Source organism: Clostridiales bacterium (assembly GCA_014799665.1).
Classification (GTDB): domain Bacteria; phylum Bacillota; class Clostridia; order Christensenellales; family Pumilibacteraceae; genus Anaerocaecibacter.
The window spans coordinates 1-13,322 of the sequence record JAAVHP010000006.1; the positions used below are offsets into that span (position 1 = coordinate 1).

General features: G+C 46.9%; 10 protein-coding genes and 1 pseudogene. 5 read left to right on the forward strand and 6 right to left on the reverse strand.

Annotated elements, in window-relative coordinates; translation table 11 throughout:
* The 3 genes from HDT28_02255 to HDT28_02265 all read right to left on the reverse strand — a co-directional run.
* Nucleotides 1–146 (reverse strand): hypothetical protein (locus HDT28_02255; GenBank protein ID MBD5131405.1); only part of this gene is annotated, 146 nt, incomplete at its 3' end.
* A 13-nt stretch (nt 147–159) separates the two neighbouring features.
* Complete coding sequence (locus tag HDT28_02260; GenBank protein MBD5131406.1) at nt 160–936, reverse strand: 4Fe-4S dicluster domain-containing protein; 777 nt, start codon at nt 934–936, stop codon at nt 160–162.
* A gap of 1 nt (nt 937) precedes the next feature.
* Nucleotides 938–1,825, reverse strand: coding sequence for an aldo/keto reductase (locus HDT28_02265; GenBank protein ID MBD5131407.1), 888 nt, complete (start codon nt 1,823–1,825; stop codon nt 938–940).
* Nucleotides 1,826–1,975: 150 nt separating this feature from the next.
* On the opposite strand from HDT28_02265, the pseudogene HDT28_02270 reads away from it, so the two are divergent.
* The 4 genes and pseudogenes from HDT28_02270 (at nt 1,976) to HDT28_02285 (ending at nt 5,737) form a co-directional block, all read left to right on the forward strand.
* Nucleotides 1,976–2,521: pseudogene (locus HDT28_02270) on the forward strand (LysR family transcriptional regulator).
* Between the two features lie 1,053 nt (nt 2,522–3,574).
* Complete coding sequence (locus tag HDT28_02275; GenBank protein MBD5131408.1) at nt 3,575–3,841, forward strand: hypothetical protein; 267 nt, start codon at nt 3,575–3,577, stop codon at nt 3,839–3,841.
* Between the two features lie 67 nt (nt 3,842–3,908).
* A complete protein-coding gene (locus HDT28_02280) occupies nt 3,909–4,076 on the forward strand; it encodes a hypothetical protein (GenBank protein MBD5131409.1) in 168 nt (55 codons plus the stop codon).
* Nucleotides 4,073–5,737 (forward strand): DUF4368 domain-containing protein, encoded by a 1,665-nt coding sequence (locus HDT28_02285; GenBank protein MBD5131410.1) that lies wholly within the window; start codon nt 4,073–4,075, stop codon nt 5,735–5,737. Before HDT28_02280 ends, HDT28_02285 begins: the two co-directional genes overlap by 4 nt.
* Nucleotides 5,738–5,838: 101 nt before the next feature.
* Here HDT28_02285 and HDT28_02290 read toward each other — a convergent pair whose 3' ends face one another.
* Complete coding sequence (locus HDT28_02290; GenBank protein MBD5131411.1) at nt 5,839–8,868, reverse strand: M28 family peptidase; 3,030 nt, start codon at nt 8,866–8,868, stop codon at nt 5,839–5,841.
* A 290-nt stretch (nt 8,869–9,158) separates the two neighbouring features.
* On the opposite strand from HDT28_02290, the gene HDT28_02295 reads away from it, so the two are divergent.
* Complete coding sequence (locus HDT28_02295; GenBank protein ID MBD5131412.1) at nt 9,159–9,770, forward strand: hypothetical protein; 612 nt, start codon at nt 9,159–9,161, stop codon at nt 9,768–9,770.
* Here the strand turns inward: HDT28_02295 and HDT28_02300 are convergent, their stop codons facing one another.
* Both HDT28_02300 and HDT28_02305 read right to left on the reverse strand, forming a co-directional pair.
* Complete coding sequence (locus tag HDT28_02300; GenBank protein MBD5131413.1) at nt 9,771–11,309, reverse strand: ComEC/Rec2 family competence protein; 1,539 nt, start codon at nt 11,307–11,309, stop codon at nt 9,771–9,773. It abuts the gene before it with no gap.
* A complete protein-coding gene (locus HDT28_02305; protein ID MBD5131414.1) occupies nt 11,309–13,282 on the reverse strand; it encodes an ATP-dependent DNA helicase RecG in 1,974 nt (657 codons plus the stop codon). Before HDT28_02305 ends, HDT28_02300 begins: the two co-directional genes overlap by 1 nt.
* Nucleotides 13,283–13,322 lie beyond the last annotated feature (40 nt).

The window sequence follows — 13,322 nt, forward strand, 5'->3', positions numbered from 1 at the left end:
AGCGTTTTAGTTCCCTCATAATTAGGTCGGTCATTATCGTCGCCGATAGGCGGCACTTCGCCGTTTCCGCCACCGCCGCAAGCAACGAGCGTAAACATAAGCACGAAGCAAAAAGCCGTTGCAATGATTGATAAAAACTTTTTCATAATGCACTCCTTATTATTTGCATTCGATTTTTACTTGCGCGTTCGCTTTGATTATCTCGCAAAGCGTTACGTTCGGATTACGGTATCTTGCATCTGGATTCTTGTCCGAATACTTGCAGATAATCGCCTTATTGGTACAAAGGTTGGCACACGCAAGACAAAATTCACAGGTTTCGCTTTTTCGTTTGGCAACGCCGTTTTCGAGATAAAAGTTACCTATCGGGCAAACCTTTACGCATATTCCGCACCCAACGCATTTATCCGTAACCGTGATTGCGCTTCCGTCGTTAAGTTCGGGATGCGCGGAAAAGTATTTATCCGCCATACCGCCTTTCAACTTGTCGCAAGCACCTCGCTTGGGAATTGCCTTTTCTCTTGCCGCTATATCTTCTTTTACTTTTGCAAGTTGTTTATTGAGCTTTTTATCTATGGCGGTTTCCTTATTCATATCGAACATAGGAAGATAATTATCCACCATTAAAACCGTTTGAATATAGTCGAAGNTCTGTTCTTTGCAAAGTTCATTAGCAAGAGCCGCCGCGCCGAAGTTGGTATGACCGTAAGTCAATATCATAAATTTATATTCGGCTTTTAGCTTTGCTTTCGATAGAAAATCAAGCACGATTTTCGGCGGCATATTGCAATATACGGGACACACCACNCCGATAACGTCATCGGCAAATTCGTATTGCTTTTCTTTAATTGCTTGCGGTATGCTTATTAACTTTGCGTCAAATTGCTTCGCAACGTACAAACTGTTCCCCGTTGCCGTAAAATACAGGATTGTCATTTTACCAATTCTTCTTTTCTTTTTTGTGATCGTTGTTCTTCTTGCGTTCNTCTACCATCTGCACAAACCACTCAACCATCTTGGGGTCTTGGTGCGAGAAGAACGAACTTTCTTTTTTATCAAGGCTTGCCATTACCGCCATATCTTCTTTCGATAGTTCAAAATCGAACACGTTGAAGTTTTGTTCCATTCTTTCGATATGCACAGATTTGGGTATAACCACGATACCGCGCTGTAACTCCCAACGAAGTATTACTTGTGCAACCGACTTGTTGTATTTCTTTCCGATTGCCGCAATCGTTTCGTTTGTGAACAGTCCGCCTCGTCCTTCACCGAACGGCGCCCACGCTTCGATTTGGCAACCGTATTTTTCCATCCATTTCTGTGCTTCGATTTGTTGATTGAATGGATGCNTTTCCACCTGATTTACCATAGGCTTTATTCTTGCAAAAGACGCAAGGTCTATCATTCTGTCGGGATAGAAGTTCGAGATACCGATTGCCTTTATCTTGCCTTCTTCGTATAAATCTTCCAATGCTCTCCACGCGCCGTAATAGTCCGAGAACGGTTGGTGCAAAAGCATAAGGTCTATATAGTCGGTTTGAAGCTTTTTCAGCGACTCCATTACCGAAGCCTTACATTCTTCATAGCCGTAATGCTCAATCCAAACTTTGGTCGTCAAAAAGATTTCTTTGCGGGGGATGCCCGATTTCTTAATGGCGTTCCCTACTTCTTCTTCGTTAAAGTAGCTCTGCGCCGTGTCAATGTGGCGATAGCCTACTTTGAGCGCATCGAGAACGCAACGCTCGCATTCTTCCTTTGATACCTGATATACCCCGTAGCCGAGCTGCGGCATTTTTACTCCGTTTGATAAAGTAACGTATTGCATAGATTAAACCTCCGATTGTTTTATTACAATTAAATTATAGTCGTTTTGGNGCAAGAAGTAAAATANCGATTTTGCATTACACTATAACTTGAACGCATAGTGATTGACTTTGCTTTTTGTTTTTGCTATAATGGCTACGGGTGAATGATTATGATTGATTTACAGCAACTCAAACAACTCGTTACAATATCCGATTGCGGAACGGTAAGCAAAGCGGCGGAAGTTCTGTTTATTTCCCAACCCGCATTAAGCCGTTCTATGCAACGTATGGAAGAAGATTTGGGCGTTACCCTGTTTGACCGCTTAAAAAANAAAATNGAGCTTAACGAAAACGGNAAGCTCGCNGTTGACTTNGCAANAAAANTNTTNANCGANTTNGANTACTATANNGANAGCATNAAGGCGTTNGATAAAAGNAAACGNAATATTTCNGTAGGCNCGTGCGCCCCTGCNCCTATGTGGGAACTNATNCCNGANCTTTCNCAACAGTTCCCCGATAAAACGGTAACNACNGCTATTGCNGANAACGANANACTNNTNAAAGGTNTNNNAAGCGGNGATTANCATATCATTATAACTTCAANNCAACTNGANTCCNCNGATTACGTNTCNGTTAAGTTCAAAGAAGAACACTTGAATATCTGCGTTCCNNACNANCATAAACTNGCNACNAAAACGAGANGGTGTNACNTTTGAAGAAATGGACGGCATNTCTATGCTANTNTTTGANCAAATNGGCTCTTGGGAAAAGGTNCTAAAACATTTGCCCAANACNAGATTTATAGTTCAAACNGANAGAAACACNTTTAACGATTTAATCNGAGGAATCNCTNTTNCCCGTATTNGCCACNAANCTTTCGGNNAAATATTTCGGCGAATTACCGAACAGAGTGGTTATTCCGATTTTGGAAAGAGATGCCACTGATATTTTCTACATAACCATCCTGAAAAAGAATAAGCATTTGATTGAGAGATTATAATTCCCTTAATTAATCAAACATAAAATCGGAACGTACTATACCGTTCCGATTTTATGTTTTACCACGAACTTGCCATTTGCTTGATTTTTATTTTATTGCAATTGTGTCCCCAAGAACATCTAACCCTGCTTGTAATCTTGGAGAGAATCCCAAAATAATTTTTACGCTTCTTGGTTGCAAAACCGAGTATAAGTGTGCTTGGTTATATGGACGGATGCGAAAGAAATTTTCGGTATTTCGGTTGTGAAAGCAAAAAAGTGTCCTTGGATATATAGATAGGTATGAAAAATTATTTGAAGAAATTTAAGTTCAGACCGTCAACTTTTCAAGAAAACTGTCCTTGGTATAATGAAGGGAAAATTTTTTGAGAAACTTTCGTCTACGTATAAATATTTTCCTAAAAAGTGTGCTTGGTTAAGTAGAGAGAAAAAATTTTTTAAGAAATTTTCGTCCACGCGTAAATATTTTTACCCATAAGTGCGCTTGGATAGGTGAAGGAACTTTGAAACTTTTTTAAGAAATTTTTACGTTAGACCCCGAACTTTTTGAGATAAGTGTCATTGGTTATATGGAGGGGTATAAAAATTCTTTTTAGAAATTTCTACTTAGACCGTCACGTTTTAAGAAAAGTGTGCTTGGTTAAGTAGAGTGATATTCTAAGGAGGTACTATTATGAGTGGATAAACCCTTGACAAACAACTCTTAGTGGAGTAAAATATATTCAGTCGTATATATACGATTAGATATTTACCCTTCGGAGGAAAGAACAATGACAACAGACAGGTCTATAAAAGACAAGCGTTATGAAGAAAAGCATAAGGAAGAAAGAAAAGCCAAGTATATGATTTGGGGTACAAGTGTACCGCGAAAGTATGCCGAAGAGATAAACGAGTTCTTGGCGAAGTACGGTTTTACCAAAGTGCAACTCATCGAAGCCGGATTTAAAGCATTGATTGACGAAGCCGCTGAAACGGATACTTCTCTCGCCAAGACTATTGATGGCTACGACGATTTCTTTGTATCGGAGAAAAAGTAACTATTCTTCCTTATGGATGGTAGCGAGGAAAAATAACCGGATATCTCGACGTCCACAAAGGACTTAAATTATCGAAAAGCAACTCTATACTTATACGGAAACGTATAACGGAACGGAATACATCGTTGCCGTAAATGACAGCGACAATTCCAAAGACAACGTGTTTGACAAGCTCAAACGACTTATAATCAAGGACTCGCTTGAAAGGGTGTATTCCAAAGGAGACAAGGAATGAACACACAACTTTCAATGCAACATAATAATCACTTTAACGGAGGTGATAAAATCGATGCCTTGTACTGCCGCCTTTCACGGGACGACGAACTTCAAGGCGATAGCAACAGTATTAAGAATCAAAAAGCCATATTAAGCAAGTACGCTCAAGAACACGGTTTTACCAATCCACGCTTCTATGTGGACGACGGATATTCGGGAACGAACTTTAATCGTCCCGATTTCCAACGGCTTATGGACGACGTGAACGAAGGCAAAGTCAAAACGATTATCGTAAAAGATATGTCGAGGCTCGGTAGAGATTATTTGAAGGTCGGTTTCTATACGGAGATTACTTTCCCCGAAGCGAACATAAGGTTTATTGCTATCAATGACCAAGTAGATAGCGAAAGCTCGGTAGACAACGACTTCACTCCATTCCGCAATATCATTAACGAGTGGTATGCGAAAGACACGAGCAAAAAGATACGTGCCGTATTCAAAGCCAAAGGAATGTCGGGGAAGCATCTTTGCACGATACCGCCCTATGGGTATAAGAAAGACGACCACGACAAACAACAATGGCTTGTGGACGAAGAAGCCGCAAAAGTAGTTAAGGAAATTTTCTCACTTTGTATGCAGAGTTTCGGTCCGACGCAAATAGCAAGGATACTTACCGAACGCGGCAGAGAGACGCCTATAATCTATAAGCGTAGAGTTTGTTTGCCTATTACTTCGCAGGAAACAGAGTTCCCCGAAATTTGGGCTACGCAAAGTGTAAACAAGATTCTTGCCAATCCCACTTATCTCGGACACACGGTAAACTTTCGGACGAAAAAGAAGTCTTACAAGAGCAAAAAGAAAATTGACTTACCGAAAGAGGAATGGGCAATCTTCGAGAACACACACGAAGCAATAATAGACCAAGACACTTTCGATACCGTTCAACGTATAAGACAAGCCAAACGCCGACCTACCGATATGGGAGAAATGAGTATCTTTTCGGGATTGGTGTATTGCGCCGACTGTGGGCAAAAGATGTATCTTTGCCGTTGCACTACTATGAAGCAAAAGGAATACTTCAACTGCTCTTCATACCGTAAAAAGAAAAAGGCAACCTGCACTTCGCATCAGATTACCGTTGAAGCCGTAGAACACTTTGTGCTTACAAATCTTCAAAAAGTGCTTGCGTTCGCAAAGAACTATGAGCAAGAGTTCTTGGAAATTGTGCGGAACGAGAACGAAAAGAAACTACGCAAGAAACTACTTAGCCAAACACGCGAACTCGAAGAAGCTGACAAGCGTATACAAGCACTCGATCGCATTATACAAAATCTTTATGAGGACAAAGTTTGCGGCAACCTTACCGACGAGCGGTTTGTGAAGATGAGTAAGTCTTATGAGCAAGAACAACGGGAACGCAAAGAGCGTGCTTACCATTTGCGGCAAGAGTTATCCAAAGCGAAAGAACAGTCCGACAACGTAACACGGTTTATGCGTTCGGTACGCAAGTACACGGAGATAACCGAACTCACGCCCGAACTTGTACGGGAGTTCGTACAAAAAGTAGTTGTTCACCAAGCGGAAAAGATTAACGGACGGAGAACACAACGGATAGACCTTTACTTCAACGGTGTGGGACAAATACTCTTACCCGTTCAAGACAAAAGAGAAACGGCATAGCATTTCTGCTATACCGTCTCTCTTAGAAATTAAATAATCCCTATTGCACCGCCCCATTTCGGTGCGGTTGGTTTTGGTTGTTTGGGTTTTTATTCGGGATATTAGAGCGAGAACGTGCGCTTTACGACTATACCGCCGCTGAGGTTGTTGCCTACGTCCGTGCCTACATAATCTGCCACCACGGTGTTCCACTCGTCCACGTTGCTGAGCGGCGTATTGCTGCTGAGCGGCGCGACCGAACGGTATTCATCGTATTCGAAGCGGGTGGGACTTGCGCCCTCGATCTCCATTTCGAAGTTGCCGAAGCCGTAAGGCAAACGAAGCGTGATCTTGCTTTCGTTATCGAACTCGTACACATAGCCCTTATAACCGCTATCCGCCTTGGAAGCTTCCTTGACGGTTATCTTGGTGATCGAGCTCGCCGACGGAATGGTAAGCGTTACGTACGACAGCGCGCCGTCGAATGTAGTTACGTTATACACGGCGTTATCGCCCGAAGCGTCGCGAGTGATATTGGGCTCGTTGGTGACGACCGTCGAGTAATTGACAGTCTTTACATATCTGCCGCCCTCGTATTTTAGGTCGTTCAGCGAGTAGCGGATAAACTTGTACGCCATGAGGTCTTCTACGACTATGCTCTGCGTGGTCGTGCCGCTTTCGTCCTTGGACCATTCGTATACGATAGCGTCGTTATATATAGCGTTCTGATAGTCGTGATAGCCCGTAATGCTCTTGCCGAAGCTTACGCCGAAGCCGCCCGAGAACAGCGCTACGACTATACCGAGCACGGCAAGCACGCTTATACCGAAGTAGTTCTTATAGCCTATCGCTACTTTTTCCTTCTCGACGCGTTTATAAGTTTTTTCGGTGAACTTGCCTTTCTTGGCACGGTCCTCGACCTGTTCGGTCACGACGCGTTCGACGCGCACGGTGCGCTTGGGAAGCTTTTTGGCGACCTTGTCGAGCAGCACCTGCGTGCGGTCGAGATACGGCACCGCAACACCGAGCATACCCGTAAACAGAGTCATGAGCACGGGCATGAGCGCGAGCGGAAGAAGCGAAGCGGTCATAACCACCGAGCTCATTATAATGGGAAGGCAGATCGCGACGGGTATAGCGTAGAGATACAGCCTATCCATGCCTATGCCGAACTTGGCTTTAAATTGCTTGTGAGTGAGCGCCGATACGATAAGCACGACAAGCATGAGTATGCCGAGCCAGCTCGTTAAGAACGAGTACGCGGGGCAAGCGAAGCTCATTACCGCGCCCGTTATGCCGAACAGCATAGCCGTGCCGCGCACGGTATCGGACGAAGTTACTTTTAACAGTTTCTTGAACAGCGTAGTGAATCCGAACGACGCGGCAAGCGTTATTATCATTGCGGCGATGAGTATTCCCGCATTAAAGTAACGGATATTCGCTATCGCGTGAATGGGCAGTACGCCGAAGCCCGTGAGCATGAGCGTTACTACAAAGTACGAGGCCACCAAGCAAGCGAGCGTTGCGATCACGGTAAGGAGTTGTACGCCCATAGCGATGAACATACGCTTGACCGAGAAGGTCTTTTTGACTATCATGCTCGCAATCGCGCCGGCTATCATGAGTATGATCACTGCGCCGATAACATACGCAGCGATCGAATTATACGTGATCGAGCCGCCGTCCAAATACGAGAACACGACCATATTGCCGTCGGGCTCAGACGAGAACGATTTGCTTGTATTGCCGAAGCTATCAATATAATCTTTTACGAACTGAGCCTGCTGACGGACGATCGCTTGGGAAAGGTTGTCCGCACTGTCGAGCATACTTTCGGCTTTATCGAGCCCGCCGAGTACTGCGACCTGAACGGCGGGGATATCGCCGAACGCGGTCACTGCCCCCTCGTTTACGAGCGCCGACGGAAGCGAAGCGGATACTACCGACGAATTGAGTACGGAGCCCGATACGCCCGTATATGCGCTGATATAATCGTAGCCTGCGGTGTTATACGCGGTAAGAGCGAGCGTGCCGGCATTGCCGTACGCTTCGAGCGAGATACCCGCCTTGGCGCGCGACACTACGTCGTTAAGACCTTTGAACGCGTCGAAGAACGCGTTTGCGCCGTACGAGTTGTCGAGGTCCTCGGTAAACACGACCACAACGTCGTTCTCGAACGACGTTTGGTTCTTGACGTATAGATTTAGCGTATGAAGTACGTTAGCGACGAACGCGGCGTTTGCGCCCGCGCCCGTGCTGTCGGGACGGCTGTCGTAACGCACGGTAATTATTATTGCGCCCGCGTTATCCTTATTGCAAGGAATAGCGGCGATAATATTGGTGATCTCCGTACCTACAAGGTAGTCGCTCAAACCCATGTTTTGTTGAAGGGCCGCAGTGAGCGTGGATGTTTGAGTAGTGACCGTGGGAAGGTACACGTTGGCGTCGTTGACGTACCACTCGGTGTCGGTGGTGATTTCGCCGTCGACCTCGTCGAGATCGTCGTCCGTCTTTTGCTCGGGCTTTTCGTTGAACCCGCCCGAAGTGAGCGTGTCCACAATATGGTCGCGCGCGGCAGTGATGCCAATGGCGTTATTGCCCGTGCTTGACTGACTCATTGCGGAGCGCGGGTTTTCGGCAAGGTACGCTATACTCGCGTTTACGTTGGCGTAGTACTCTGCGTCGTAGGCGTTGGGGCTATACCCGTAACTACCGTCGATAACCGAGAATATGAACATAAGCGCGACGAACACTGCCAAAATCGGATAGTACAAGGCTTTGAAAAGCTTGTTACTGCCGAGGTCGATCTTGCCGCCGTCCGACTTCTTACTCGCCTTTTTGGCGGGTTTTTGAGCGTCATTGGGCTTGTCCGACTTGTCCTCGGTAGGAGTATCGGCTTCTTCCTTCGGCGTGACCTTCTCGGCTTCGCCGGACTGCGCGGACTCTTGCGTTTCCTGCGTTGCTTCGTCGGTTTTTTCGCTCTCGGGTTCCGAGTTCGGTTCGGGAGTCGAGTCCGCCTGTTGCGCTTGCGCTTCGACGGGCTGTTCGACCGATTGTTGTGCGACGGAATTATCGCCCTGAGTTTGCTCGGGCGCGTCCGTTTGCGGAACGGTATTTTCCGCCTTTTCTATTGTTTGTTCTTCGTTACTCATTACGGCTCCGAATTTTTGATATATACGAATATTTTATCATATTTAGAAGATTATTACAATTGATTTCACGCTCTTTTTTCAAATTTTCGTTTTTTAATGTTGTGTGTTTACTTGATTTATTCGTTTTTGTTTACACCCAATTAATTTCGCAGCGTTATTAACTTCTTAACGCCATTATTTTTCGTAATTCCAGTGAACATAAGAAAAATTCGACTCTCTTGCATAAAAGTTCAATGCGAGCAAAACACTACCTTTACAAGACGCAATCTTCTCGTTTGGAGGTGTTCACCATGAAAAAGTTAATCGCCATGCTCGCTTTATCCGCCGTTACCGCGACTTCGCTCGCCGCTTGCGGAAAGCCCACGCCCAAAGCGGTCGATATCGAATCGCCCGCTCCGTCGCAAACCACGCGGTCCGTACAGCAAGCCGAAGAGTCGGGCGACGGAAACATGACCGAAATAGAAATAAAAATCGACGGAACAGACTTACACGAATTTTTCGGCAAACGTATGCTTCGCTCGCCTATTTACGGCGTGCGGCGACATTTCGAGCCCGATATTTTCGGCACGTACACCGTCGAATACGTTCACACACCGTTTGGCGAAGAACAGGACGATACGCTAAGCTACGAGCTAGTGCTCAATTCCGACAATACGTTTACTCTTGTCGCCACGGCTAACGGCGTTACTTCCGACCACTACGGGCATTGGTATTCGAGTCGCCGCAATATAACCCTGTTCTACGACGAGCCTATTGATCCTACCGCGCATAACGTATACGTTGCCGACGCGCTATACGCCGAACGGCTCGATCAGGGCAAGCTACTCGTCTACGACAATTGCAAAACGATCATCCTTTCAAGGCAGACAGCGGACCTGCCCGAAGTCCAAGCCGCAAGGTAGCTAAACCGCACACACCGCTATTATAGCAATGCAAACGACAGCCGCGTAAATAATCGACGCGGCTTTACCCTTTTTGAGCATAAAGAAGTCGCTCGCGCCGAACATTACGGGATAGCACGCGAATACGGCGGCACGCGATTTAATATACAAAACACCGTAAGGGATCTGAGCTAAACCGAATGAAATATAGTCGAGCGGTATAAGAAGATACTTGCACGCTATAAGAACTGCGCCACAACCCGGTATAGCGGCAATGGGCGTTAGCACGAATATCGATATGAAAACGACCGAAACGTACGGCAGTAATATCATGTTCGCAAGCACCGCCGTCAATTGGAATTGATTGAAGAAATACACTTCGGCGGGAAGTATTCCCACAGACACCGATACCGACGCGCTTATCGCGCTTGACACCTTGTTGTTCGCGCCGTGCCTTCTCAACGCACGCCCTATCATATTGGCAAACATGGCTATACCCAATATCGCGCCGAAGCTGAGCAAAAACCCGGCTTCGAACAAGTACAGCGGTTTTACCGCCAGAATAAGCGAGAACGCGCACAAGAGCGACGACAAAATATCGTGCCGTCCACCTACTATCAGCGCGACGCTCGACGCAAACGCCATTACTACGGCCCGCACGACCGACGGAGAAAAATCAGCCATTACCGTGTACGCCAAAAGTACCGCGCCTATTATCGGCAGTCGAATTTTCTTACCGACTTTGCATAAAACGAGGTTAAGAACTATCGTCAAGAATCCTATATGCAAGCCCGATACCGCCATGATATGCCCGAGGCCTGCCGCCGAAAAGTAATCGGTAATATCGCCATCGAGCGAATGTTTATCGCCCGTAATCATGGAAAACGCGATATTTCCATACTTTTCACCCATATTGTCAAGATATAAGCCGTGCAACGCCTGCAAAAACCTTTCGAGTGGTTTGGGATTGCCGCGCATGATCGATACGTTATCATCGGTGATCGTCGCATAGTATCTTATGTCGGAGCGATACGCGGAACCGTTTATCTCACCGTCCTCGTAAAGCTCATTGATCTTAACGTTTGCGCCGAACGCTATCCTATCGCCCATCGTTATCGATTCGGCGATCGCCGAAATATCGGGATCGAAGCTTAGCCGCAAAACGCCGTCCGCCTTTGTGCCGCCGAGCGTAAGCTCGTCTAAGTCCACGCGGTACTCGCCCGACCTTACGTCGACATAGCACACCCTGCCGATAACAGCTTGACTTCCGCCCTGTTCTTGAGAACGCGCCCACGCGTTTATATTGGCGCAACCGACCGAAAACGCGCTCGTACTTGCTATGAGTGCAAGCGCGAACGCCAAAACAACGCGAAGCCTGACCTTTTCGCGGCGGAATTTCAATATAGATACCGCAAGCTCGGCACAAATCGCGCACAGCAAAATACAACCCAAAACAATGCCGACAGCACGGCTGAACGCGTACGCATATACGCAAAACACCGCCGCCGTCACCGATAACGCTACTATTAAAAAAGCTCTGAAATTTATGGGCGTATTCATTAGTTCATAGTAACGGATTTAATAAATTCGGGGCTTTTAAGCGAATTAATGATTTGCTCGGAAACGCTCCCGTCGGCTATAAGCGCGTCGGACAGCATGCGCGCCCGCTCGATTACCCTGCCGTCGATTTCCAAACTGCCCGTGCCGTGCTGTCTGAGTCCCACGAAATCACCCGCGCCGCGCAGTTTAAAGTCGAGCTCGGACACCGAAAACCCGTCGGTCATAGTGCAAAACTCTTTGAGCCGCGCGTCGCTTTCGGGCGTGCCGTGCTCGCTCACCAAAAAACAATAGGACTCTTTCGTGCCGCGCCCCACGCGTCCGCGTATTTGGTGCAACTGCGACAGCCCGAACCGCTCGGCGTCGAATACGACTACCGTCGTCGCCTCGGGCACGTCGATACCGACTTCTACAACCGTCGTTGAAACGAGCACTTTGATCTCACCCGTCTTGAACGCCGACATGACTTCATTTTTATCCGCGTCTTTCATCTTGCCGTGTATGCACCCGACAAACTCCGAAATGCTCGAATTTTTAAATTTCTTATAAATTTCTTCCACACCCGTAAGCTCGTCGTCGCCGCCTTCTATCCTCGGACAGATCACGTACGTGCGCTCGTCTACCGCCGCCTTGCCTGCTATGTATTGGTACATTTTTTGTATCTTTTCAGGCGGTACGATCGAAGTATGTACGGTCGATCTATTGGACGGCATTGAGCGGATTTCGATTTGTTGAAGCTCACCGTACAGCGACAGTGCGAGCGTGCGCGGAATTGGCGTCGCCGTCATTACGATAACGTCGGTGTTTTGCCCCTTGCTTTCGAGCTTAGCGCGCTGGTTTACGCCGAATCGCTGCTGTTCGTCGACTATTACGAGTTTAAGATTGCCGTACTCGGTAACTTCACCTATGAGCGACTGCGTACCGACGATACAGCTCGCCGCACCGTATTTTATATTAAATAGCGCGGCTTCCTTTTGCCGTGCAGTCATTGACGAGCAAAGCAATTGAACCTTAACGCCGAGCGGCTCCAAAATTTTGATCATTGTAGCATAATGCTGCCGCGCGAGCACTTCGGTGGGCGCCATTAATGCGGACTGATATCCGCTTTTAGCCGAAAAATACATTGCAAGTAGCGCAATTACCGTCTTTCCGCACCCGACTTCGCCCTGAACGAGCATATTTACGAGCTTGTCCGACCTAAGCGAGGATATTATTTCGCGCCACGCTTTATCCTGTCCTTCGGTCAATTCGTAAGGTAAACTTGTTATGAAATCATTAATATCCTTATCGGTCGCCGAATAACCGTACGACCGCTTATCGTCCTTTAACAAGCGGTACGAGGTTATGACATAGCACATATTTTCTATTGCGACCGAACGCCTGGCTTTTTCGAGTTCTTCCGTAGTTTTGGGCGCGTGAACGCTTCTCAACACCTGTTGGAGCGGCATGAGATCGAATTTTTGCGCTACGGATTTGGGAATAAAGCTGTTCACAGTCACGTTTTCGAGCGCGGTTGTCACTGCGCCGGCGAAAGTCCGCGACGGAATAGCCGTTTTATATACGGGAATTATATCGCCGTCACCCGCTTGCGGCGCTAAAAACATAGGATTTGTGATTTGAACCGAAGACTTGAACCGTTTAGCCTTGCCTATAACGTAAACCTTATCACCGATATTGAGGTTTCGTGCCGCAAACGGCTGATTGAACCACGAACAACGCACATTTATTCCGTTATTACTTACTGTGCAGTTTACTACGTTCAATCCGCGCCGAATAAAAGCGCGCTTAGCAGGCACGGCAACCTCGCCGAGAAACGAAATAAGCTCGCCGTCACGCATGTTGCGGTCAAGCAACGCGTCGGCGCGTATGTACTTGTCGGGAAAACGCAACAACAAATCGGACGGTGTATAAATACCCATCTCATTAAGCGCTTGCAGTCGCTTAGCGCCTATTCCCTTTATCTCGGCAAGCTCCAAAATTACAATAATAGCCGTACCGAACGATTGCTCGGTACGG